Origin of the sequence: Kitasatospora sp. NPDC097691 (assembly GCF_040302665.1) — a bacterium.
GTDB lineage: Bacteria > Actinomycetota > Actinomycetes > Streptomycetales > Streptomycetaceae > Kitasatospora.
Genome location: NZ_JBEORY010000049.1, coordinates 44,437 through 68,017 on the forward strand (window position 1 = coordinate 44,437; position 23,581 = coordinate 68,017).

Sequence of the window (23,581 nt, forward strand, 5' to 3'; positions counted from 1 at the left end):
GACGTGCTGTGTCCGGAGACGTGCTGTGGTTCGGAGACGCGCTGTGTCCGGGACGCGGGGTCGTCCGGAGCTCAGAGACCCAGGTCGTCCAGGGTGTACGCGGTCACGTACTCCAGGCCCTGCTCCTGGACGGCACCCGCGCCGCCGCGCTCGACGATCACCGCGACGCCGACCACCTCGGCGCCCGCCTCGCGCAGCGCCTCGACGGCGGTCAGCACCGAGCCGCCCGTGGTGGAGGTGTCCTCGACCGCCAGCACCCGGCGGCCCTTCACCTCCGGACCCTCGATCCGGCGCTGCAGGCCGTGCGCCTTGCCGGCCTTGCGGACCACGAAGGCGTCCAGCTTCTGCCCGCGCGCGGCGGCGGCGTGCAGCATCGAGGCGGCCACCGGGTCGGCGCCCAGGGTCAGCCCGCCGACGGCGTCGTACTCCAGGTGTGAGGTCGCGTCCAGCATCACCCGACCGACCAGCGGGGCGGCCTCGCCGTCCAGCGTGATCCGGCGCAGGTCGACGTAGTAGTCGGCCTCCTTGCCGGAGGAGAGGGTGACCTTGCCGTGCACGACGGCCTTGTCCTTGATCTGTGCCAGCAGGGCGTCGCGGTCGTTGCTCATGAGCGTTCAGTCTAGGGCCTGGCGACGCCCCCGGCGCTCCCGACTAGCGGCGACGCAGCGCCCTGACCAGCACCACGGCGCCGCCCAGCAGCGCCACCGAACCGCCGATCACCCACGGCACCGCGCTGCGGCCGCCGGTGCCCGGCACCACGATCCCGCCGGCCTCGCCGCCCCAACGGGACGCCGCCCGGGCCCGCGCACTGCGGGCCGGCAGCGCCGGGGCGTACGGGCCGCGCGGCGGGGCGTGGTCCACCTCCTCGGCGGACCGGCCGACGATGCTGCGGCGCACCGGGCCGGTGAGCGCCGGCTCCTCCTCGTAGGCGAAGAGCGGCTCGACGGGGATCTCCTCGGCCACGGCGTCCTGCTCCGCGGTGCCGGCGTCGATGTCGTCCTGGTCCTCGTCGCGCTCCCCGTCCCCGTCCTCGTCCTCGTCGGCGGAGCCGGTGGGGAGGCCGAAGCGCTCGGCGTCGGCGTCGGAGAACGCGATCAGGTCGGAGAGGTCGTCGTCGAGGTCGTCGCCGGGCTCGTCCTGGCGGTCCTCGATGAAGAACACCCCGGCGGTCTCGGTCCCGGTCTCGGCCCCGGTCTCGGCTCCGGGCTCGGTTCCCGCCTCGGCGTCGGAGTCCTCGTCCCGGTCCCCGCCCTGCTCGCCCTCCGGGGCGACCAGGGCGGCGGCGAACCGGTCCAGCAGGCGGCGGCCGGTGGCGTCGAGGGTCTCCTCGTCGAACTCGGTCAGCCGACCGGTTGCGCTCAGGTCGCCGGTGAAGCGGATGGCGGCGGTACCGGCCTCGGCACGGTCCGCGACGCTGACCCGGACGGTGGCCGTCGCCTCGCCGCTGCCCCGGGCCTCCTGGCCCTCGGCGAGCACGGTCAGAACGCCCTCCCGGCCCTCGATCAGCGACAGCACGCCCTTGTACGTGATCGTGGAGCTGCCGACCCGCAGCTTCAGCCGCCCGCCGATCTCCTCGGCCGGTCCGCCCCCGACCGCAGCCGGCTCGGTGCTCAGCCCCGGCACACTCCGCGCCAGCAGCGCCGGATCCTGCAAGGCCTGCCGCACCAGCTCGGCGGGCATCGGGACGACAACCTCATGCTCCATGCCACGGAGCCTACCGACCCAACCCCGCCCGGTCCCTACCCACCACCACCCGACTTTCCCCACCCCACCCGCCCCACCCCGGCCCGCGGCCCCCGGGGTCCCCGGTGCACCGAGGACGAGGCCCCGCCCCGGGCCGGGCGGCGGCTCGATGCGCCGTGCGCGGGGGGCTGCCGCACCGTCCGCGTCGCCCCCTCCACCGAGGGCGGGCCACAGCGGGGCTCCCCGTCCGAGCAGCCGTCCGGCCCGGCCCGGGTCCGTCGCGGGCGTGTGTCGGTGGCTCGTGGTCAGTGGGGGCTGAGGAGGGTGAGGGCGGCCGGGGGGCGGACGGGGCGGAGGGCGGTGAGACGGGCGCTGGAGGTGCGGAGGGTGTCGGGGGTGAGGGCCCGGGGCGGCGAGGCGTCGGGGGCGAGGGCGAGCGGGGGGCGGGTGGCGGCGGCGAGGAGGTAGTTCTGCCCGGAGACGTCCGGCGGGCCGGGGCGGCAGGTGGCGCTGGGGCTGCCCGGGACGGCGTACGGGGCGGTCTGCAGGCCGGCCGTGCGCAGGCCGGAGTCGATCCGCCAGAGGCCGTCCAGGTCGCTCCCGGCCCGGACCGCGATGCGGCCGCCGGGGGAGAGCAGCCGGGTGGCGAGGCCGTAGAACTCCTGGGAATGGAACTTGACCGGCCCGCCGTCGGCCGGTGCGGGCAGGTCGGCGAGGACCACGTCGTACGGTCCGTCGTCCTCGGAGGCGTTCGCGCCCGCGCCGCGCAGCCAGGCCATCGGGTCGGCGGCGGTGGTGTGCACCCGCGGGTCGTCCAGGGAGTGGCCGCCGAGGCCGGCGAGCCCGGGGTCGGTGCGGGCGAGCCGGGGAAGCACGGGGTCGGCGTCGACCAGGCGGACGGAGCGGACGCCGCGGTGCCGCAGCACCTCCCGCAGGGCGAGCCCGTCACCGCCGCCGAGCAGCAGGATCCGGGTGTCCGGCCCGGCGGCCATGGCGGGGTGGACCAGGCCCTCGCTGGCGCGGTACTCGTCGGGCCCGCAGACCGCTAGCCGTCCGTCGAGGTAGAGCCGCAGCGGGCCCTCGGCGGGGCCGGTGAGCACGATCTCCTGGTGCCGGCTGCGGGTGGCGAAGCGGACCTGGCCGCCGTAGAGGGCGTGCCGGGCGGCGCGTTCGATCGCGTCGGAGCCGGCCGCGGCCGCCGCGAGCAGGCCGAGGACGAGCAGGCAGCCGCCCCAGAGCAGCCGTCGTATCCGCGGGGCGGGTTCCTCCCGGAAGAGCCAGAGCACCAGGGCGGCGCCCGCGACGGCGTTCACGGCGCCGGTGAGGAGCGCGCCGTCGCCGGGGCCGAGCGTGGGCAGGATCAGGAACGGGAAGGCGAGGCCGCCGATCAGTGCGCCCACGTAGTCGGCGGCGAACAGGTCGGCCGCGGCGCGGCCGGCGTCCTCGCGCCTGATCCGCTGGACGAGGGTCATCAGCAGGGGGATCTCGGCGCCGATCAGGATGCCGATCAGGCAGGTGAGGCCGACCATCGCGGCCTGGTAGCGGCCTAGCCAGGCCCAGCAGGAGTAGAGGGCGAGGACGGAGAGGCCGCCGGTGAGGGCGAGCGCGCACTCGACCAGGGCGAAGGCGGTGGCGGGTCGGCGGGTGAGCCGCTTGGCGAGCAGCGAGCCGAGGCCCATCGCGAACACCATGACGGAGAGCACGACGGAGGTCTGGGTGACGGTGTCCCCGAGCAGGTAGTCGCCGAGCGCGACGAGTTCGAGCTCGTAGACCAGCCCGCAGGCCGCGCAGACGAACGCGGCCATCATGACGGCCAGCCGGGCGAGCCGGGGGCGGGATCGCATCCGGGATCGACGGCGGGCGGGCAGTGGGGCGAGGCCGTGCCCGGGCCGGGGTGGGGTGCCGTCGTCGAGGTCCACTCGCGGGCGTGCGGGCGGACCGGCCGGATGGTTGATCACGAACAAACGCTAGGGGACGTGCGGGACGGATAGCTGCGCCCATCCGACGGACAGTGGGCCATGTCGGATTGACGAACCGTTCCTGCGTGCGATTCGAAGGACTTCGCTTGGCAGCCTGTGTCCGGATCGGTGCTTCCGTCCCGGCTTTCGACAGTCACGGCCCCGGCACCACGAGCGAGGAGCGGGTGCACACCAGCTGCCCCTCCTGCGGGTAGGCGTGCCAGGTCCGCCAGAGCAGGCGCTCGGTGCCGCCCTGGGTGACCAGGGCGGTGAAGGCGCTCGGGTCGCCCGGGAAGACTCCGGCGAGGCCCCGCGGGTGGCCCTCGACCAGGGCCAGCAGCTCCTGGGCGCGGGCGGCGAAGTCGTGCGGTGGCAGCGCCTCGATCCGGGCGGCGAACTCGTACTCCCAGCCGCCGACCTGCTTGGCCACCCGGGCCGGCAGCGGGGTGCGGCGGCCGGGCAGGCAGGCGACGGTCTCCAGGCACCGGCCCGGACCGGCGTCGATCACCACCTGGTGCGAGGCGCCCAGCAGCCGCAGCTGGAGGGCGCCGGTGGCGCCCGGACGGCCGCCTCCGTCGAGTCTGAGGTCGCGGACCGCGAGCGCGGGCAGCGGGTCGCCGCCGAGGCACCAGGCCAGGTCACCGGCGCGGGTGTCCGTGTAGGAGGTCTGCAGTGTGGTGAGCATGCTCGGCTCCGCGTTTCAGCTCCGTGCGCGCCCGCCGAGCAGCAGCGAGTAGGCCTAGGCGATGGCGAGGCTGTTCGTGGCTGTGCGGCCCTGGGCGCGGCCGACCGTGGAAGGAAGGATTCCGGCTGGAGATTCAGCAGCAGAGAAGCACGAATACGCCGGGTCCGCCGGTGATTTACCCAACTTTGTCAAGCATTCACCGTTTCGAGCACACCTGCTTCCCGGCTCTGATCGACCCGGTGTGCGACTTTGCACAGCGCGCGCCCCTACCACCGGGTTGCGCGCCGTGCGCGCCGGTTGTGCGCTGCCAGCGCGCATCACGCGCCGCCGCCCTCCACGCACGGGGCGGGGAGGGCGGCGGCGCCGTGCCGGACAGGCCGTCGGTTTTGCCCAGGAGGCAGCAAACGGGCAGTCCGAACACGCCAGTTGATGGCGTCTCAGGATAGGTGCCGGGTCGGCGTCGGCCGTCGTCGGGAGGCGCGAAAGGGGGCGCGCGGCCCCTCAGGGGCGCTGCAGACGGGACACGGCCTCCCGGAGGACGTCATCCTTCTTGCAGAAAGTGAAGCGGATCAGGCTACGGACGGCGTCGGCGTCGGCGTCGTCCGGCGCGGCATGCCGGGTGTGACCCGCCTCACGGGCGTCATTCGAAACTGCGTCAGCTTCCCGCGTCATCTCACTCTTCGCACTGATCCGAGGTGCGGACAGCATGGGGGTGTCGTTGTGGCAGATGACGGGGCGAAGGCGGGTGGGCCGGAGTTCAAGGTCCGGCCGGGGGAGTTGACGGACGCCGCACCGACCTTCGAGAACCAGAGCAAGGCGCTGAAGACGGCGCTGGACACGCTCAGGCGCAGCCTGGCCGACGCGGGCAGTCCGTGGGGCGGTGACAAGCAGGGCAACGAGTTCGCGGCGGCCTACAACGGTCCGCACGACAAGGTGCTTTCGGCGCTGGACGTGCTGGTCCAGGGGCTCGGCAGCATCGGCGCGGGGCTGCGCGCCCATGCCGACAACCATGCCGGGGCCGACGACCACGCCAAGAACCTGCTGTCGTGATCCGGTCCGTTCCCAGTCGGGGGTCGGCCGGTGGGTGAGTCGACGGTCGCGAAGGCCGTCCAGAAGGTCACCGGCATGTGGTGGCCGGATGCCGACCCCGACAAGCTGCGCAAGGTCGCCGACGCGTGGGAGGCGATGGCCACGGCCATCGACAACGTCACCGCGCCCACCAACCAGGCCGCGGCCGCCATCGTCGCCAACAACCACGGCCCCGCGATCGACGCCTTCGGCCAGTTCTGGGGCCGCTACTACGGCGGCAAGGACAGCGCGGGCAAGGGCAAGGGCTGGCTGCCCGACACCGCGGAGGCGTGCCGCAGCCTGGCCAAGGCGCTGCGCGAGTTCGCCCACGAGGTCGACAAGGCGATCAAGAAGCTGGAGGAAGAGGCCGCGATCGTCGGCGGCACCCTGGTCGTCGGCGCCGCCCTCGCCTTCGTCACCTTCAGCATCTCCGCGGACATCGCCGCCGCCACCGCCGCGGGCATCGTCGCCACCGCCGCGTCGGTGGGCGTCGCGGTCTCCGAGGTCGTCGCCACGATCGCCGCCACGATTCTGGTCGGGGCCGTCTTCGGTTCGGTCGAGGCCATCGCCGTGGACCTCGCCGTGGCCCAGCCGATCCGGGTGGAGTTCTTCGGGGACGGCGGCTACAGCCTCACCGAGGCCGCCGACTCCGCCAAGACCGGCGGCATCATGGGCGCCGCCGGCGGCGGCCTCGGCGCCGGCGGACGCGCCGTGGCTGCCGCGGCCGAGAGCGCCGAGAGCGCCTCCGTCGTCCTCAACGGCCTCGCCAAGGTCGCCAACGCCGCCGACACCCTCCCCGGCCGCATGGTCACCGGCGCCGGCCTCACCTACGGCTACGACGCCGCCTTCAAGACCGGCCCGGTCATGCCCCTGGACCTCATCGTCGGCGCAGTCGGCGCCGCCGCCGCACCCGGAGGCACCCCGAAGCGCCGCCCGAGCTTCACGGGGGCCGAGGCCAACGGCTTCTCGCGCGCACCTGACGGCGCTCCCGAACCGTGGGTCTCCGAATCCGGATCACGGTATGTGCACGATCCGGAGAGCAGTACGGGAATCGACCCCAGGGCCGTCAGGCTTTATGAGGAGTACCGCACCAGGACCGACGACATCGCGGAGGTGGCCACGGACGCCAAGGTCGATCCGCGAATCGTCGAAGTCGCGAAGAACAACCTCATGGTGAACCGCCATGACGTTCAGGTCGGCCCGGGTGAGAAAAACGTCATGAAGGACGTCTATTTCGAACCCGAGTGGGAGATCGCACGGCGCTGGAACGCCATCGTGAAGGGCATCCCGGCACCGAAGGACAAAATCGAGATCATCCGCTCCGTCATAGCCCACGAGTACGTGGAGGCCAAGCTCTTCGAAGCCGGTCTCCCGTATCTGCCCAGCCACCCCGACTGCTGGGTGGGCGCCAGGCCGGAAGCCCATCCCGAACACTTCAGCGCCCACCAGCTGGCACCCAACAGCTTTGATAAGATTGACTTCTCGAGCGACAACATAACCAGTTCGCTCTGGATCTGGAAGAAGTACGGTATCGAGGTTCCGCCCGTTCCGATTGCCGACGATCTCTCGAATCTCGACGTTCTGGTCGACGCGATTAAATCCCATCTCCGGGCGAAAGGTTACGACCTCAAGTGAGTTCCGACGCTGTGCAGTCGATGGTTGATCGCCTCAAGGCTGTCAACTGGAAGTCCCCTGGCGAGGCCATCGAAAAGGGCTATTCGCGCGCTGCGCTGATGGAGGAGTACTTCCGGCGGGCCGCGCTCTGGCTCGACGCCTACGGAGAGCCTCAGATGTGGCCCTTCTTCGACCTCGCGGAGATCGTGGACCCTTCCGTCCGTGCCGACCCGGCGGTGATCGCGGACATCGAGAGCTTCATCGACGACGCCTCCTGCTCGTCGTACGCCATGGACAGCGGCGCGGCCGCCGTACAGTGGGCCGCCCTGACCAGCACGCCCGGGGTGCAACTGCGCCCGCTGCCGGATCCGTTCGAGCCCCTGCTCCGCCTCTACGAACGCGGCGGCTCCAGCTTCCGCTTCACCAACGGCTTCATCGACTTCGGCATGACCATGGTGCCGCGCAGCACCTGGCGGAAGCACCTGTCCCTGACCCCGGCCGTCGAGCTGGACGACCGGGCCCTCGATGCGCTGGATGCGGCGGGCTGGGACCGTTTCGACCATCCGACCGGCTGACGTCGACAACCGGCCGGCCGGCCGGCGCGCCGGTCAGAGGCGCTGCAGACGGGACACGGCCTCCCGGAGGACGTCATCCTTCTTGCAGAAGGTGAAGCGGATCAGGCTACGGCCGGCGTCGGCGTCGTCGTAGAAGACGGCGTTGGGGATCGCGACCACGCCGCACCGCTCGGGCAGGGCGCGGCAGAACTCGATGCCGTCCTTCTCGCCGAGCGGGGTGATGTCGGTGGTGACGAAGTACGTGCCCTCGGGGGTGAAAGCCCGGAACCCGGCCGCGGTGAGGCCGTCGACCAGCAGGTCGCGCTTGCGTCGCAGGTCGGCGCGGAGGGTGTCGAAGTAGGCGTCGGGCAGCCGCAGGGCCTCGGCGACGGCGTACTGGAAGGGGCCGGCGCTCACGTAGGTGAGGTACTGCTTGGCGGTGCGCACGGCGGAGACCAGGGCCGGGCTCGCGGTGACCCAGCCGACCTTCCAGCCGGTGAAGGAGAAGGTCTTGCCGGCGGAGGAGATGGTGACGGTGCGTTCGCGCATGCCGGGGAGGGCGGCCATCGGGTGGTGGGTGGCGCCGAAGACCAGGTGCTCGTAGACCTCGTCGGTGACCACCAGCAGGTCGTGCTCGACGGCGAGTTCGGCGATGGCCGCGAGTTCGTCGGCGGTCAGGACGGTGCCGGTGGGGTTGTGCGGGGTGTTGATCAGCAGCAGCCGGGTGCGCGGGGTGATCAGGGCGCGCAGCTCGTCGAGGTCGGGGCGGAAGTCCGGGGCCCGCAGGGTGAGCGGGCGGCGGGTGGCGCCGGCCATGGCGATGCAGGCGGCGTAGGAGTCGTAGAAGGGTTCGAGGGCGATGACCTCGTCGCCGGGCTCCAGCAGCGCGAGCAGGGTGGCGGCGATGGCCTCGGTGGCTCCGGCGGTGACCAGCACCTCGGTGTCGGGGTCGTACCCGAGGCCGTGGAAGCGCTGCTGGTGCTCGGCGATCGCGGTGCGCAGCTCGGGGATGCCGGGGCCGGGCGGGTACTGGTTGCCGTGGCCCTCGCGCAGCGCGCGGACGGCGGCCTCGCGGATCTCCTCGGGTCCGTCGGTGTCCGGGAAGCCCTGCCCGAGGTTGATCGAACCGGTGGCCGTGGCCAGGGCGGACATCTCGGCGAAGATCGTCGTGCCCATTCCGGCCAGTCGGCGGTTCAACAGCGGCCTCGCACTCATGTCCGGCTCCTCGTGGCTCGTCGGTGGGGTCCATCCTCCGGGGCGAGCGGACGCGCGGACAAGTCCGTCGGGCCGTGCCGTACGACCCGGTCGAGCGCTACGTCACCGCGCCGACGAACCTCCGACGGCCAGTGCCTGGTTCCGGTAGCGGTCCTGTCCGGTGATCTCCTCCCCGAACCAGGCCGGGGGCTCGAACGCCTCCGCCTCGGCGGGCGAGCCGAACTCCACCTCGACGGTGCGCAGGCCCTGCAACGGGCCGGCGTACACGTCCAGGTACGCGGTCGTCGGGCCGAGTGGCACAGGCGTCCTGGTCTTCTCCAGACGGGCGCCGTCCGTCGCGGGCCACAGCTCGGTGAACTGCTCCGCGGACAGCTCGACCTCGAGTTCCGTGCGGACGAGGCCCGAGCCCTCCTTCACCGTGAGGAAGTAGCGCTCGCCGTGGCACCGCAACCGGACCTCCTTCCGGCCGAGCGCCACGTACCCCTGCAGGATCCGCTCGCCGGCGGGTGCGGTCGGCTCCAGGTCCGGCCGGTCCGCCAGGTACTTCCGCTCGATCTCCACGCCCATGACCGTGACTCTCCTCGTCCACGTACCGTCGTCCACGCACCGTCGCCCGAAGGCTCAGACCAGATCCCAGGACCCCTGGCGCCGCGCACGAGCGGTCATCCAGGCGAACATCACCAGGCCGGCCGCTCCCCATGCCAGTCCCACCAGGCATTCCAGGCCGATGGCGGACCAGTCGAACCCGCCCCGCTCCAGGTGTACCAGGGCGGCGTCCACCGCATGGCCCAACGGCAGCCACGGGGAGAGGGCCTGAATGAACGCCGGGAGGTGGGTGACCGGAACGAAGGCGCCCGAGACCACGGTCAGGACGGCCTGGCCGATGTTCGCCGGGGTGAACGTGTCGCGCAGCGCCACCGCCAGCGCGGCCAGCAGGATGCCCAGCCCGGTACCGCTGACGGCCGCGGTGACGGCACTGATCAGCAGTGCCAGGGCATCGCCGGGAGAGATCGCCGTGCCGAACATCGTGGCCGTCGCCGCAAAGGTCACCGCGGCGCTGAGCAGTCCGTCGACCGCGTGGGTCACCGACTTGCCGAGCAGGCTGGAAACCAGGCCCTGGGGTGAGGACAGCCAGGCGCCGAGCGTTCCGTAGAAGCGCTCGTTGGTCACGGCGAGGGTCACGCCGAACAGCGCGGCGGCGGCCACGGCCATCAGGGCGCCGCCGACCACGGGCCGCTGCACGTCGTTGCCGGAGTGCCGGGCCACCGTCGCGAAGAGCAGCGCGGTGAAGATCGGGGCGAGGAAGCGCGATGCCACGTATCCCGCCGGATTCAGCCACGTGAAAAGCGCTCGATAGGAGAGTCGCGCCGACAGCCAGAACCTACCCATGGTGATACTCCAGATCGACCGGCATTCCTGCCCCTGCGCAGCTCACGCCAAGAACGCGGACGAAATCCGGCGAATCCGCCGTTCCGCGAGGGACAGATAGCAGACTGCGGCCACCAGCCACAGCAGAAGGACGACGCAGCCGAATCCGAGCTCGGCGTACGACTGCTCGCGCACCGCGGACATCGCCGACGTCGGCGGCAGGAGTTCGGCGATGCGGCGACCCGCCGGCTGGAGCGCCGCGACCGGGACGAACATTCCGGTCAGGAACGTCACCAGGCCGAAGAACCCGTTGATCATTCCTGCGAAGAACCGGTACCGCACGAGGAATCCGACCAGGAACGCGCTCATCGCCGCGCAGCCGATCAGGATGAGCAGGAGGGCGGCGGCCAGGATGACCGGATCGCCGAATGCGGGGACCTGCCAGATCAGGCTGACCGCGAGGAGGCTCGCGGGTACTGCGGTGAGGCCCTGTACGGCTCCGCCGACCACGCGTCCGAGCAGGGGCCAGGCCATCGAGGTCGGCGCCGTCACCAGGAGTTGCAGCGTGCGGGCGCGGCGTTCGCCGAGGACCGCGAAGAGGGCCGACGTGAGCGTCGTCGTCCAGATCCCGGCGGCCGCGATGCCCGTGGTGATGCCGATGTCCGGGGCCGAGCCGCTGCTGATCACGAGGATGCCGTAGGCGAGCGGGCTGAGCACCGCCGACGCGACCGCGAGCGGCGTCACGGCCGAGATCCGGAGCTGGGCGACCAGCCCTGCTGCGAACGCCCTGATCACGCCGTCCCCTCCAGCAGGTCCAGGTACGCCTCTTCGAGGGTCGGCGGGGCGACCTCGACGAGCTGGATGAGCTTGGGCACCCGGTCCATCACGTAGGCGAGGCCGGCCGCCGAGTCCGTGCAGAAGAGCCGGTAGGAGAAGCCGTCCACATGGGATCGGACCAGCGAGGGGAACTCGGCGAGGAACGCCTCCCCCGGGTCGTCGGTCAGGGCCAGCTCGATGCAGGAGCCCAGGCGGCGCGCGCTCTCCGCGCGCAGCTCCGTGGGCGAGTCCTCCCGGACGATCCGGCCGCCGTCGAGGATGAGGACCGAGTCGCACAGCTCCTCGGCCTCGGCGAGGTCGTGGGTGGTGAGCAGCAGGGTGCGGCCGTTGCCCCGCAGCGTGCGCACCAGGTCCCGCAGGCCGCGCACGGACTGCGGGTCGAGGCCGGAGGACGGTTCGTCCAGGATGACCACCCGCGGGTCGTGGACCAGCGCGCGGGCGATGTGCAGCCGCTGGCGCATGCCCCAGGAGAAGGTCTCGACCCGGTCGGCCCGTCGGTCGAGGAGGCCCACCTGTTCCAGGAGGCCGTCCACCCGCGCGTCGAGCTCCCGCCCCGAGAGTCCGTACATCGTGCCGAAGAACCGGAGGTTGTCCCGCGCGGTCAGCCGCGTGTAGAGACCGCTGTCGCCGCCGAAGGAGGCCCCGACCAGTCGCTGTACGGCCCGGCGGTCGGTGGTGACGTCGTGCCCCAGCACGTGCGCCCGGCCGGAGGTCGGCTCCAGGAGCGTGGTGAGGATCTTGACGGTGGTGGTCTTCCCGGCACCGTTGGGGCCGAGCAGGCCGACCACGGCGCCCTCGGGGATGCGGAAGGTCACGCCGTCGAGGGCGGTGTGCAGGCCGGCCTTCCGGGACTTCTGGTACGTCCTGGTCAGCTTGGACGCCTCGATGGCGAATTCGGAGACCACGGCTTCCTCGGCAGGATCAAAGGAATTATGAACGGTGGGCGGCGCACCCGTCGGGTGCGCCGCCTCGGGATTACCACAATCACGCAGCGTTGTTGTGGTGGATCTCCTCCGACTCGATGATGTCGCCCATTTTTGCCCCCCCTTTCCATCTCGATGACTGCGGCAACGCTAGCAGCGTCTACCGGGCCTGCCAACCCGCTATCCGAAAAAATATCGGCGGGTAATTGCGGCGGAAAAACGGCACGCCGAAACGGCGGTGCAGCGAATTCTGCACCGCCTTTTCCCGGCCGTGTTCGGACTAGGGCGGTTCGATTCTCGTGCGCCTGCCGCCGATGGCTGACTCCATGGGAAAGAAGCGACACTCGGGGCCGGTCCAGGAAATTCTCCGCAGCGCTTTCACGACGTTGTCGGACCACGGCGCCTGGACATATCCCTCGGGCGTTCCGTCCGACTGGCAGAGGATCCCCTGGAGCTGTGCCTGGAAGTCGCCCGTGGCCCGGTTGTACGAGGACTCGACCCCGCCGAGGTCCAGTACCCGGATGTACCGGTCGTCGGTGGCCGGTGTGCCGGTGCCGGTGGCGGAGAGGCTCAGGTTCGCGGCGGCCGGCCGAGGGCGCTCGGCCCAGCCGAACCGGCGCACCTGCCCGCCGCCACCGGGGTCGTCAGGACGCCACGGATCCAGCAGGGCCGTGACCGCGCCTCCCGATGTGTGTGCGACCCGGCGGGTCGGCATGCCTTCGTCGTCGGTCACCGCCCCGAGGGGCCCACCGCCGACCCGCCCGTCGTCCACCAGTTCCAGCCAGGGCGGCAACAGGGGGTCGCCGATCCTGATCGGTGACTTCCCGGCCCGCACCGCGGTTCCGTCCAGCGCCCAGACCAGCGGCCTGAGCAGTTTGGCGGCGGCGAAGGGCTCCAGGAGGAGCGCTGTGCCGGCCGGTGGTCGCAGCAGGGGCAGGTCGCGCAGCGGCAGCAGGTCGGCGGAGAGGTCCGTCACCAGGTCCGACCGGGGTGGCCCCGGTGTCCCGGCCACCCGTGCCGCGAGCAGCTGCCTCGGTCGGCCGGACGGACCGGCCACCTGGGCGGTCAGGTGCGACCGGGCCCAGTCGAAGGTGTTCCGGGTGTCGACGCCTCGGGTGGACAGCACCATCTGGTGCCGGCGCGTGGTGGTGACCGCCGCGGTCACCGGCGTCAGGCCCAGCTCCCTCGCCCGGCTCAGCAGCTCCGCCAGCTGCGCGTGCGGGCTGCCGTCGGCCGCCGGTCCGCCGCCTCCCGGCGCCGCCCCCTCGCGCTCGGACGTGCCCGCCGCTCCGTCCTGTCCGGACGGTCCCGCGAGCCTGTCGGGGGTGGGGAGTCCTGGACCGGGTACGGCCAGCCGGGCCAGTGCCGAAGCCGTCTCGACCGCCCGGCGCAGGCCGTGCCGGGACAGGTCCGAGGTGGCCGCGAAGCCGATCCGGGATCCGGCGGCGACCCGGACGGAGACCCCGGTGCCGCCCCGGGTGAGCGTGCGGGGGCTGCCGGTGCTCTCGGAGAGCACCTCGTCCTGTTCCTCGACCCGGACGTACACCTCGACGTCCGTGCCGGGCGGCCGCTCGGCCAGGACGGATTCGGCGAGTTCGCGGAGGTCGCGGTCGTTCGGTCGGGGCATCAGAACCGCCCTCCTGACAGTCGGAGTCCGGATTCGACCAGGAGGCTCGGGGAGGAGAACGAGACCGGGACGTGCTGGCCGCGCTTGACGCAGACGGCGTCGGAGACCGACACGTCGTCCGCCACGGCCTTGATGGCGGCCAGCGCCGTGCGGACGTTGCCCCGAACGGTGCCCGACCCGAGTGGTTCGGCGGGCTTTCCGTCCCGGATGGCCCGCCCGGTGGTGACCTGGACGGTGAACTCCCCGGTCATGGGGTTCACATGGCCGCCGGCGACCTCCGTCACCAGGACCCCGTGCCCGATGCCGGACAGCAGTGCGTCCGGGCGCTCGGCGCCGGCCCGGACCGAGGTGTTGCTCAGTCTCGGCAGCGGTGGCTGCTGGTAGTCGATCCGGCGGGCGTGCCCGCTCGCCGGGACACCGAGCCGGTGGGCCGATTCGCGGCAGGTGACCTGCCCGGTGAGGCGGCCGGCCTCGACCAGGGCGACGGGCCGCGCCGGGGTTCCCTCGTCGTCGAACTCGTAGGAACCCCAGCCGCCGAGGCGGGGGTCGTCGAGCACGGTGAGGACGGCGGAGGCGAGCTCGGGTTCGGAGCGGTCGGCGAACAGCGAGCGCCGGTCGGCGAGCAGGTCGCCCTCCAGCGCGTGACCGCACACCTCGTGGATGAGCGCCGCCCCGGTGGAACCGGCGAAGACGACCGGCAACTCCCCGTCGGGCAGGGGGTCTGCGGTGAGCAGGCCGGTGGCGAGTTCGGCCGCCCGCCGGCCCGGGCAGTCCGCCGCGACCCGCTCCAGCAGCTCGTCCCAGCCCGACGCTGCCGTCATGAGGCTGCTGGTGCGGGTCGTGCCCGTGCGGGTCGCGGTGGTCCGGACGACGGTCCGGACCCGCCGACGGGTGTCCTGACGCGGCTCCTCACCGGGCCGACTGACCGTCATGCACTGGGCGAACTCCTCGAACCTGACCTGGACGAACGTGACGTCGGCCGACTGGCGGCGGGCCCCCGCCCGGATCCGGGCGAGGAGCTCCACGGCGTCGTCGGGAGCCACGCTCCGCTCGTACACCGAGTCGGCCGTCGCCCGCGCCGCGGCGTGGTGGGTCTCGCCCAGGGAACGGAAGCCGGAGGGCAGGTCGGGCAGGGCGTCCCCGGTCGTGGTGGTGTGGCAGGGGGCGCCGTCCGCCGACCGGTGTCGTACGGCCGTGCCGGTGTCCACGACCGCCGACAGTTCGTCGATCCGGTCCTGGATCACGGCGGCTGCGAACCTGCGCGTCGTCGAGGTGTAGAGCTCCGGTGCGGACGCAACGTCCGTTGCGCGGTCGTCCATCATGGTCATCCCCGGTTCGAGCGCCCGGTCAGCCGAGCTCCGCCACCAGCTGACTGGCGGCCAGCCGCTCGGCGAACGCCGCCACCGCCTCCGGTTGCTGCGGACGTCCGAGGTGGTCGAGCGCGCTCAGCGCCTGCGCCACACCGTCGGTGGTGGGACGCCCGTCCAGCGCCGCCCAGAGCACCGTGGCCTCCGGAGTGAGCTGTCGCATGCGGGCGTTGGGGCTCTCGTACTTGACCTCGTCGCCGAACCGGATCGGCACCCACTCCTGCTGCCTCGCCAAGCCGCCGGTGCCGCCGGTCCACTGCGTCCACCACGCGGCGTCGGGCGTGTTCCAGCCGAGGGTGCTGGCGACGGACAGCAGCTTCTGGGCCAGTGCGATCCGCTCGTCGACCACCCGGGCGGCGAGCTCAGGGGTGCTGACGTCGGCGGCCTCGAGCAGCGGGACGGCCACCTCGCGCAGACCGTTGTCCACACCGTGCCGGTCCAGCTTCGCGTACACCCACTTGTGGCCGATGTACGGTTCGCCGCAGCCGACGAAGTAGCCCTGCAGCGCCTCCATCACGAGCTGGCGCGAGAGCAGGCTCGCCGCTCCCCAGTCGCCCATCTCCCGGGCGCCGAACAGGTCCTCCAGGAGCATCAGGCACTCGATCGACGCCCGGTTGATCAGCAGTCGGCGGATCACCGGGAGGCGGTCGCGCATGGCCTCGCGCAGCCGGGCGGCCTCACCGTCCGGGGTGGCGGGTCGGCTGTACGCGAGCCGCACCGCGTCGTCGATGTCCTTGACCGGGGTGGCCTGCGTCCAGTTGCCGTCCGACACGCGGTAGTCGGAGAACTTCTCCAGCAGCCGATCGATGTCCTTCGGGCTGCGGATCTCCACGTCGAGCCGTTCGCGGTCGTGGATGTGCTGGGCGGGGAGCGGGCCGGCCTGACGGTCGGAGATGACGAACAGGTCGACGTCACTGCGCGAGGTGCCGAAGCCCGCCATCAGGCTGCCGCCGAAGTAGGCGTCCACGACGTCGGCTTCGGCGAGCAGCCGGTCGGCGACCGGCTGTACGGCAGCGAGCTTGCGCTCGGTGATGATGGCCAGATCGGGGGTGTTCATGCGTTCTCCCTGGTGCCGCCCGGTGTCCGACGGATCGTCATCGGTGCCGCCGGACATGGTTGAGCCTGGTCGCCGTCGGCGTACGGGCCCGTGCTTCATGCGTGGACCGCGGCCGGATCGGGGCCGCGGCCGGTCAGGACCGGGGAAGGTGCTGGAACGTCCGTGTTGCCATGCGTCCCCCGTCGGACAACAACTGCCCACCCGGCTCGGCGACGAGGGCTGGCTCAAGGTGGTGGCGCCGGCCACCGGCTGACGCAGCGGCGAGTGTAGGCCGAGCCGTGATCATCGGTCACCGTGATCTGGATCACTCAATGTACTCGACAAAAACACCTTGTTGATGGTTTGCAATTGTGCGATTGTCTCACCCTGCCTGGCCAGGAGGGCCTTGATCTGTAGGAACCTCCAATGGCTATGAGCTCGGGGGTGTGTATGCGCGTCGGGAACGGGGTCACATCTCTGTCGATCCATGGCGAGAGGTGAGTTCCCATGCGGTGGAGTGATTTCGTGCGCTCGCTGGAGCGTGAGGTGGACTGGTCGGCGACCGACTACGACGGCACCCAGGCGCCCGTGGTCGAGCGGATCCTGCTGGAGGCGGCTGCCGACCGGGAGATCCTGCAGGAGCGCACCGAGCAGATCGCCGCAGACGACGCGCTCTTCAAGTCACTTGCGCCCCACTCCAATTACCCGCGCATCCTGATGGACAAGTTCGTCATTCACATGGACGCCGAGGACCGGTTCCGGGTACGCCTGCACCGCTTCAAGACCCGGCTGCAGAACGGCGGCGCGGTCGAGAAGGTGCACAGCCACAAGTGGGACTGCAGCACGGTCATCCTGAGCGGCGCGTACCGCGAGCGGCAGTTCGAGGTCCTCGACCTCGACGAGGAGGAGCGCACCTGCCGGGTGGAGCCCCTCAGGGAGCACGTGCTGTCCACCGGCATGGCCAACTCGATGTCCACGGGGCTCGCCCACCAGGTGGTCAACGAGAGTGACACCGAACCCTGCGTGACGCTCTTCGTCCGCGGCAGGTCACGCCGGCCGAACGCGCGCATCTACGACACGGACGCCGGCACCTTCTACAACACCTACGGGCCGGACCGGCAGCTGAAGGTCGGCCTGCTGCACATGGGCCGGGTCGACCCGAACTTCCACTGAGCACCTCCGCTCGGTCCCCGGCCTTCGATCTTTGGAGTCACTCGCATGAATCATCCGGTGTTCGCTTCGCTCTGTGACGTGCTGCGCAAGCGCAGCGAGGAGCTCGTGGGACGTGACATCCGGCCGGCGGACCAGCTGACCGACCTGGGCATCGACTCCCTGGAACGCCTGTCACTCCTGGTCGACGTGGAGGACACCTTCGACGTGCGCATCGACGATGCCGATCTCGACGCCGTACGCACCGTCGAGGACCTGACGGTCCTCGTCGAGCGCCTGCAGAGCGGGAACTAGGCCGCGACCATGGCACAGATCGTCGTGACCGGGCTCGGCTGCGTGTCGCCCTTCGGAACGGGCATCGACGCCCTCTCCGCGGGCCTGCGCTCGGGCCGGCCGAGCGAACCGCCGCGGGTGTTCTCCCCGGACGGCTACCGGAACCCCGGTGTCTACCACGCGGAGGCCCCGGGGCTGCCGTTCGACAGCCGGAACCGCCCGGCCGAGCTCGCCGGACTCGCGCTCGCCGAGGCGTTCGCCCGGGCCGGCCTCGGTGCGGGCGCCGTGCCGGCCGCGGGCTTGGTGGTGGCGTCCACCAGCGCCGGCTGGCACCTCCCCGACGAGACGCTGGACGCCACGCGGCCCGGGCTGCCGACCGGGACCGACACCACCGCCCTCCTCAAGGAGGGCCCCGCGCTCCGGCTCGCCGAGCGCTGGCGGCTCGACGGCCCGCACGCGACGCTCTCCTCCGCCTGCGCCTCGGCCACCGGGGCCCTGGCCTGGGCCGCGGAGCGGATCCGTGGCGGCGAAGCCGAGGTGATGGCCGTCGGTGCGGTCGACGTCCTGACCGAGGTCGTCTTCGCGGGCTTCCACTCGATGAGGCTGCTCAGCCCGACCACGACCCGCCCGTTCGCCAAGGACCGCTCCGGGTTCGTCCTCGCCGAGGGCGCGGCCTTCCTGATCCTCGAAGACGAGGCGCACGCCCGGGCGCGGGGCGCCGAGATCCTTGCGGTCCTGGCCGGCTGGGGCGGCAGCAGCGACGCCGCCCACATCACCACCCCCAGCGCCGACGGAATCGCCCGCTCCCTGCGCGACGCTCTCGGGGACGCCGGCCTCGCGCCCGAGGACATCCGCGTCTACCACGCGCACGGAACGGCCTCCGTCGCGAGCGACGCTGCCGAGGCGGCCGCAGTGGCGGAGGTGCTACGGCCGTCCGGAGGCCGCCCGACAGTGACCGCCACCAAGAGCGGCTGCGGACACACCGAAGGAGCGGCGGGACTGTTCTCCGCCATCGCCGCGATCGACGCCATCGGCCGCTCCGAGCTGCCGCCGGTCCTGGGCGTCGACGAGCCGGACCCGGCCTTCGGCACCCTGGCGCTGGCCACGGACACCCCCGGACCCGCGGCACCGGCCCTGGTGCACGCCTCCGGCTTCGGCGGGGCCAACTGCACCGTGGTCCTCGACCGCCCGGGCCGGCCGCAGGCCGCAACCCGCCCGCCGCGCCGACGGGTCCTGGTGCAACTCGCGGCCCGGGCGGCCGGCGAGGGTGCACCGCAGGTGACCGCCTTCGTCGACGGCGACCCCGGTACGGCCCGTGTCCCCGGCGACCCGCTGGTGCCGGAGTTCGCCCGGACGCCCGCGCCCGAGCAGGTGACCGAGCTCCTCGGCAGCGCCGTCGGCGCGGCCCTGGGCGCGGCCGAGCCGCGGACGGCCGGGCTCGCCCGGTCCGGCGGACTGCTCACCGGCACCGCCTTCGGCAGCCAGGCCAACCACGCGCGGATGCAGACCGCGATCCGGCAGCGCGGCGGCCGGGCCGTCGACCCGCTGGACTTCGCCCGGTCGACCTACAACGTGCCCGCCTCCCTGTGCTCCGCCGCGTTCCGGATCACCGGCCGGGTGGAGTCCTTCATCGGGCCCACCGGCGGAGTCGAAGCACTGCTCTCCGCAGCCGACGCGGTGCGCGACGGCCGGGTCGACGCAGTGCTGGCCGCCGGCTACGACGCCCCGGAGAACCGGCTGTGGCGGCTTGAGACCGACCCTGCCGTACCGGCCGCCGCCACCGTCCTGCTCCTCGGCACACCCGAAACCGCCGCCGCAGGCAGCGTGGTGGAACTGGCCGACCGTCGCCGGATCGCTCCGACCTCACGGTCGCGGACCGCGCAGGCCCTGCTCGCGGCCGTCCGCGACCTGGACCGGTCCGAGCCGGCCGACGAGGTGTGGCTGGACCCGGCCGGCCTGGACAGCGGCCAGCAGGAGGAACTCCTCACCGCGCTGGCCTCGCGCTGCCGTCCGATCCGGTCCGACGCCGGCGCGGCCTCCCCCCTCGACGGCCACCTCCGGGCACTGGTGCACCTGGCCGCCGGACCGCTGTCGTCCCTGACCGTCGTGACCACGGCCGGGGCCGCGCCCTCTGCCGTGGTGCGCTACCACCGGATCGATCGTGTCTGACGCCTTTGTCTCCTTCCTGACCCAGCACGCCCGACAGCGGCCGGACCGTCTCGCCGTCGCCGATCCCACCGTCGAACTGACCTGGCGCCAGTTCGCCGACGCCGTCGCGGAACGAGCGCGCGAGCTGGCCGGCGCGACCGGTCCGGAAAGCCCGGTGGCCGCGCTGCACCGCCCGAGTGACACCGCCTGGCTCGTCGACTTCCTGGCACTCCGGTCGAACGGCGTCGGCGTGGTCTGCTTCCCGCCGGCGATGCCCCGCTCCGCCGTCGTCCGGCAGGCCGCGGGCTTCTCCGCATCCGTGGTGATCGGCCGGACCGACGACCCGGTCCCGGTCGGGGCGGGCTCGCCGCCGTGGTGGCACGGCGCCACCCTGGTGCACCTCACCTCGGGCACGACCGGGACGGCCATGGGCGTGCCGAGGAGCGAGGAGAACCTGCTCGACGAGGCGCACGCGGTTGCCGACGCCATCGGACTCACCCCCGACCGGCCGCTGCTGTGCGGCACTCCCGTCGCCCACAGCTTCGCCTCCGGCCTCTTCCTCGCCGCGCTCACCACCGGTGCGCCCACCCTCGTCGTCCCCACGTTCGACCCCGCCGCGATCACGCTGCTCTCCACCCGGTACCGGCCGGAGGTGGTGTGCGGCACCCCGTACGTGTTCCGCGCACTGCTGCGGTCCCCGCGGGTGCAGGAGGGCGCGCTGGCCGGCGTCCGGATCCCCATGACCGGTGGCGCTCCGCTGCACGCGGACCTCGCCGCGGACTGGCTGCGGACGGTCGGCGTGCCACTGGTCCAGGAGTACGGGCTGTCCGAGGGCGGCATCGCGACCGTCAACCACCGGCACGCCCGGGACGTCCCGTCCGCGGTCGGCGGCGCCCTCCCCGGTGTCCGGATCAGCGTGCTGGACGAGCGGGGCGGGACGTTGGACGCCGGCCGGGTCGGCCGCATCGTGGTGGCCCGCCGTGGCAGCCCGTCCTGGTACATCGGTCCGGCCGGCGAACGCCTGCCGATTCCCGGTGGTCCGGCCGAGCACCCGGGCACGGTCGACACCGGCGATCTCGGCTACCTCGACGACGAGGGTCTGCTCCACCTCACCGGCCGCACCAAGACACTGATCAACGTGGCCGGATCCAAGGTGGTACCGCAGACCGTGGAGGCGGCCCTGCTGGAACACCCGGAGGTGCAGGACGCGGTCGTCCTCGGCCTGGAGGACAGCCTCCGCAACGAGGTGGTGGGGGCGCTCGTGGAGGGCGATCCACAGACCCTGCGCGTCGGCGACCTCGCCGAGCACCTGCGACACAGGCTCAGCTCCTTCATGGTGCCGCGCCGCTGGCTCATCGTGCCGTCCGCCCCGCGTACGGCCTCGGGCAAACCCGACCTCCATGCCATCCGACAGCACTTCGACAAGGGCGGCGCCTCATGTTGAGAGATGTGTACCTGCGAGCGGGTGTCCTGGACACCGGCTCGTACCTGACGACCGTGAACGAGCTGTGCGACCAACTGCCCGCACTGCGGCCTGAGTTGCTCTGGTACGTGACGTCCCACCTGCGGACCCGGGTCGACCTGACCGGCGTCGACAAGGTCCTGGTCGAGGAGGAGAAGGGGGCGCCTATCGGCACCGCCTTCTCCCTGATGACCGGCTTGCCGCTGGCCATGGCCAGGCACTACCCGTACGACTTCCCGAGCCCGCGGATCGGCTTCTCCAGCGAGTACGACCGCAGCACCCTGAACGTCAACGGGATCGAGCAGGGGGACCGGGTCTGCGTCATCGACGACACCCTCTCCACGGGCGGCACGGTCGCCGCACTGATCGGAGCCGTCCGCGAACTGGGCGCCGAGGTGACGCAGGTGGCGGTGGTGGTCGAGAAGGCCGACAACGGCGGCCGCGAGCTGCTGGAGCGCGAACTCGGCGTCCCCGTCCACTCGTTGCTGAGCATCAAGGTGGCACCCGACACGGTGCACGTAGTCGAAGGGATCGCGTGAATGTCCAACGCAACGTCTGCGGCGGCGGCCGATCGACTCGGCGGTCTGCCCGCGCTCATGCCGATGTCCGCCCCCGGGTTGCTGCTCGTGATCGAAGGCACCGACGGCGCCGGGAAGAGCACCCTGCTGGGCCGGGTCGGCGCACGGCTGCGGGCCGCCGGTCACGACGTCCTCGACACCTTCCAGCCGACCCCGAGCGCCCGCGCGCACGAGGTCTTCCGGGGCTTCTCCGAGATCGGCGGCGCCCAGGAGGAGCTCTACCGAGCGCTCTACCTGCTGACGCTCGGTGACCGCATGTACCACGCGCACGCGGTGATGATGCCGCACCTGATGGCCGGTGGCGTGGTGGTCTGCGACCGCTACCTGTACACCACCATGGCCAACATGCTGGCCCGCGGGCAGGAGTTCGAGCCGTGGTTCGTCGAGGCCGCGGGCCACCTGCCGCAGCCCGACCTGTCGGTCCTGGTCCACTGCCCGCTGGAGACGGCCGTCGCCCGCATCCGCGCCAGGCCGGAGGAGGCCGACCGCCCGATCGACCTGGCGCACATGGGCCGGGTGTACGCGGGCTTCCGCCGACTGGAGGAGGCCGGCTACCTACGGGGCATCGACACCTCCGCGACCGGCATCGAGGAGACGGCCGAGCAGGTCACCCGCTGGGTGGACGAGGCGCTCGCGGCGAAGGCCGCCCGGTGACCGGAAGCGGTGCCGCCCTGGCGCTGGCGATCCGCAACACGGACCCGTTCGTCGCGGCGCGGCGCGGCGACGGCACACTGCTGCCGGACTACCTCGACGGACACCGCATCCTCGGCGACCCCGGAGTGCTCGCGGCAGCCGCCGCCGAGCTGGCGCGGCGCATCCCGCCGGGCGCCGACCACGTGGCGGGGGAGGCGGCGGCCGGCAGCGGGCTGGCGATATCCGTCTCCCTGGCCGCGCTCGACCAGGGCCGACGGCTCGCGGCCCGCACGCTGCGCCGCGAGCCCAAAGTGCACGGCATCACGGGCGTGTTGAGCACGGCCGTCCCGCCGTCGAGCAACTTCGCGCTGGTGGACGACGTCGCCGGTACGGGCGCCTGCCTGGAGCGGTGCACGCTGCGCCTGCGCGAACTGGGCCACCACATCGTCGGCGCGTGGGTCGTGGTGGACCGACAGAATGGGGCGGCCGAACGGCTGGCCCGGCTGGGCGTACCGTTCGCCGCCCTGCTCAGCATCGACGAGCTCCGAACCACGCGCTCGAACTGACGAAGAAGGCACAACCCATGACTGACCTGAAGACCCTGCTGGCTTCGAACCCGTACCCGGGCCGAGGCGTGCTCGTGGCCCGGACCCACTCGGGTGCCGTGCTCGGCGGCTACTTCCTCACCGGCCGCAGCGCCGCCTCCAAGGACCGCGCCCTGCGCGTGGTCGGCGACGAACTGGTGGTGGGCCCGACCGCGGCCACCGAGCACGACCCGCTGCGGCACTACGCGGCCGCCACTGCCACCGACGACTGGCTGGTCTTCGGGAACGGTGAGCAGGTCTCCCAGGTGACCGACCGACTGCGCAAGGGCGAGTCCGCCGCCGACTCGCTGGGCGAACTCGAATACGAGCCCGACCCGCCGATCCGCACCTCGCGCATCACCGCCCTGCTCAGCCGGGACGGCGGCCGTACGGCGGTGCTCGGCGCGGCCCGTCCGAGCAGCGGCCTCAGGCTGTCCACCAACGTCATGACCTTGACCGTGCGGGACCTGGAGCCGGGCGAAGCCGTGCTGCTGACCACCTACCTCTCGGACGGCCGGACCGTCTCGGTGGCCAGGCCCTTCGAGGAGACCACGGTGTCCGGGCGCGACGGCGAGGAACTGCTGGACGAGATCTGGTCGGCGTTGAACCCGCAGCTCCGGGTCGCGGCCGTCGTCCTCGACCCGAGCCAGGGCCCGACCGCCGCCATCCAGCGCTCCGCCTGACGCTTCCCCCCTGCTCCGCCGGGCGGCGACCACCCCGCGCCCCCCCGCCGAGCAGGCCCACCACCACACCCCACACCAGCCCCCCCGCCCCACCAAGAGCACCCCCAAGATCCCA

General features: G+C 72.3%; 23 protein-coding genes. 11 read left to right on the forward strand and 12 right to left on the reverse strand.

All coding sequences use genetic code 11. The annotated features are described in order from the left end of the window. Positions 1 to 71: 71 nt before the first annotated feature. From pyrE to ABTY56_RS27870, 4 genes are all read right to left on the reverse strand, one after another. Positions 72 to 608 (reverse strand): orotate phosphoribosyltransferase, encoded by a 537-nt coding sequence (gene pyrE, locus ABTY56_RS27855; protein ID WP_350519638.1) that lies wholly within the window; start codon positions 606 to 608, stop codon positions 72 to 74. A 43-nt stretch (positions 609 to 651) separates the two neighbouring features. Beyond that, the gene (locus tag ABTY56_RS27860) at positions 652 to 1,704 is read right to left on the reverse strand and encodes an SRPBCC family protein (RefSeq protein ID WP_350631937.1); all 1,053 of its coding nucleotides are present in this window, start codon (positions 1,702 to 1,704) and stop codon (positions 652 to 654) included. A gap of 284 nt (positions 1,705 to 1,988) precedes the next feature. Continuing rightward, positions 1,989 to 3,527 (reverse strand): polyamine aminopropyltransferase, encoded by a 1,539-nt coding sequence (locus tag ABTY56_RS27865; protein WP_502893202.1) that lies wholly within the window; start codon positions 3,525 to 3,527, stop codon positions 1,989 to 1,991. Between the two features lie 268 nt (positions 3,528 to 3,795). Then, a complete protein-coding gene (locus ABTY56_RS27870) occupies positions 3,796 to 4,326 on the reverse strand; it encodes a DUF2617 family protein (protein WP_350631939.1) in 531 nt (176 codons plus the stop codon). A gap of 720 nt (positions 4,327 to 5,046) precedes the next feature. Here ABTY56_RS27870 and ABTY56_RS27875 point away from each other — a divergent pair. From ABTY56_RS27875 to ABTY56_RS27885, 3 genes are read left to right on the forward strand one after another with little or no spacing between them, the layout of a single operon-like run. Beyond that, a complete protein-coding gene (locus ABTY56_RS27875; protein WP_350631940.1) occupies positions 5,047 to 5,376 on the forward strand; it encodes a WXG100 family type VII secretion target in 330 nt (109 codons plus the stop codon). A 30-nt stretch (positions 5,377 to 5,406) separates the two neighbouring features. Further along, positions 5,407 to 7,029 carry a WXG100-like domain-containing protein gene (locus ABTY56_RS27880; protein ID WP_502893201.1) on the forward strand — a complete coding sequence of 541 codons (1,623 nt, stop codon included), beginning with the start codon at positions 5,407 to 5,409 and terminating at the stop codon, positions 7,027 to 7,029. After that, on the forward strand, positions 7,026 to 7,583 hold the full coding sequence (locus ABTY56_RS27885; protein ID WP_350631942.1) for a hypothetical protein: 558 nt from the start codon (positions 7,026 to 7,028) through the stop codon (positions 7,581 to 7,583). Before ABTY56_RS27880 ends, ABTY56_RS27885 begins: the two co-directional genes overlap by 4 nt. Positions 7,584 to 7,616: 33 nt before the next feature. Here ABTY56_RS27885 and ABTY56_RS27890 read toward each other — a convergent pair whose 3' ends face one another. The 8 genes from ABTY56_RS27890 to ABTY56_RS27925 form a co-directional block, all read right to left on the reverse strand. Beyond that, positions 7,617 to 8,777, reverse strand: a complete 1,161-nt coding sequence (locus ABTY56_RS27890) for a pyridoxal phosphate-dependent aminotransferase (protein ID WP_350631943.1) — start codon at positions 8,775 to 8,777, stop codon at positions 7,617 to 7,619. Between the two features lie 102 nt (positions 8,778 to 8,879). Further along, positions 8,880 to 9,344, reverse strand: coding sequence for a CYTH domain-containing protein (locus tag ABTY56_RS27895; RefSeq protein WP_350631944.1), 465 nt, complete (start codon positions 9,342 to 9,344; stop codon positions 8,880 to 8,882). 54 nt (positions 9,345 to 9,398) lie between these two features. Beyond that, on the reverse strand, positions 9,399 to 10,166 hold the full coding sequence (locus ABTY56_RS27900) for an ABC transporter permease (protein ID WP_350631945.1): 768 nt from the start codon (positions 10,164 to 10,166) through the stop codon (positions 9,399 to 9,401). Positions 10,167 to 10,208: 42 nt separating this feature from the next. Then, positions 10,209 to 10,940: an ABC transporter permease gene (locus ABTY56_RS27905; protein WP_350631946.1), complete on the reverse strand. Its 732-nt coding sequence runs from the start codon at positions 10,938 to 10,940 to the stop codon at positions 10,209 to 10,211. Continuing rightward, positions 10,937 to 11,887: an ABC transporter ATP-binding protein gene (locus ABTY56_RS27910; RefSeq protein WP_350631947.1), complete on the reverse strand. Its 951-nt coding sequence runs from the start codon at positions 11,885 to 11,887 to the stop codon at positions 10,937 to 10,939. The genes ABTY56_RS27905 and ABTY56_RS27910 overlap by 4 nt, the downstream gene beginning before the upstream one ends. 298 nt (positions 11,888 to 12,185) lie before the next feature. Then, the gene (locus ABTY56_RS27915) at positions 12,186 to 13,532 is read right to left on the reverse strand and encodes a metallopeptidase TldD-related protein (protein WP_350631948.1); all 1,347 of its coding nucleotides are present in this window, start codon (positions 13,530 to 13,532) and stop codon (positions 12,186 to 12,188) included. Then, positions 13,532 to 14,851 (reverse strand): TldD/PmbA family protein, encoded by a 1,320-nt coding sequence (locus tag ABTY56_RS27920; protein ID WP_350631949.1) that lies wholly within the window; start codon positions 14,849 to 14,851, stop codon positions 13,532 to 13,534. Before ABTY56_RS27920 ends, ABTY56_RS27915 begins: the two co-directional genes overlap by 1 nt. Positions 14,852 to 14,879: 28 nt before the next feature. After that, positions 14,880 to 15,956: a hypothetical protein gene (locus ABTY56_RS27925; RefSeq protein WP_350631950.1), complete on the reverse strand. Its 1,077-nt coding sequence runs from the start codon at positions 15,954 to 15,956 to the stop codon at positions 14,880 to 14,882. A 486-nt stretch (positions 15,957 to 16,442) separates the two neighbouring features. On the opposite strand from ABTY56_RS27925, the gene ABTY56_RS27930 reads away from it, so the two are divergent. From ABTY56_RS27930 to ABTY56_RS27965, 8 genes are read left to right on the forward strand one after another with little or no spacing between them, the layout of a single operon-like run. Beyond that, positions 16,443 to 17,108, forward strand: a complete 666-nt coding sequence (locus ABTY56_RS27930) for a cupin domain-containing protein (RefSeq protein WP_350631951.1) — start codon at positions 16,443 to 16,445, stop codon at positions 17,106 to 17,108. 45 nt (positions 17,109 to 17,153) lie between these two features. After that, positions 17,154 to 17,399 (forward strand): acyl carrier protein, encoded by a 246-nt coding sequence (locus ABTY56_RS27935; protein WP_350631952.1) that lies wholly within the window; start codon positions 17,154 to 17,156, stop codon positions 17,397 to 17,399. A gap of 9 nt (positions 17,400 to 17,408) precedes the next feature. Further along, positions 17,409 to 19,547 (forward strand): beta-ketoacyl synthase N-terminal-like domain-containing protein, encoded by a 2,139-nt coding sequence (locus ABTY56_RS27940; RefSeq protein ID WP_350631953.1) that lies wholly within the window; start codon positions 17,409 to 17,411, stop codon positions 19,545 to 19,547. Then, the gene (locus ABTY56_RS27945; protein ID WP_350631954.1) at positions 19,540 to 20,970 is read left to right on the forward strand and encodes a class I adenylate-forming enzyme family protein; all 1,431 of its coding nucleotides are present in this window, start codon (positions 19,540 to 19,542) and stop codon (positions 20,968 to 20,970) included. The genes ABTY56_RS27940 and ABTY56_RS27945 overlap by 8 nt, the downstream gene beginning before the upstream one ends. Continuing rightward, positions 20,964 to 21,527, forward strand: a complete 564-nt coding sequence (locus tag ABTY56_RS27950) for a type I phosphoribosyltransferase (protein WP_350631955.1) — start codon at positions 20,964 to 20,966, stop codon at positions 21,525 to 21,527. The genes ABTY56_RS27945 and ABTY56_RS27950 overlap by 7 nt, the downstream gene beginning before the upstream one ends. Continuing rightward, a complete protein-coding gene (locus tag ABTY56_RS27955; protein WP_350631956.1) occupies positions 21,528 to 22,220 on the forward strand; it encodes a dTMP kinase in 693 nt (230 codons plus the stop codon). It abuts the gene before it with no gap. Continuing rightward, positions 22,217 to 22,765: a hypothetical protein gene (locus ABTY56_RS27960; RefSeq protein WP_350631957.1), complete on the forward strand. Its 549-nt coding sequence runs from the start codon at positions 22,217 to 22,219 to the stop codon at positions 22,763 to 22,765. Before ABTY56_RS27955 ends, ABTY56_RS27960 begins: the two co-directional genes overlap by 4 nt. 17 nt (positions 22,766 to 22,782) lie before the next feature. Beyond that, the gene (locus ABTY56_RS27965; RefSeq protein ID WP_350631958.1) at positions 22,783 to 23,466 is read left to right on the forward strand and encodes an IMP cyclohydrolase; all 684 of its coding nucleotides are present in this window, start codon (positions 22,783 to 22,785) and stop codon (positions 23,464 to 23,466) included. The last annotated feature ends 115 nt before the right edge of the window (positions 23,467 to 23,581 follow it).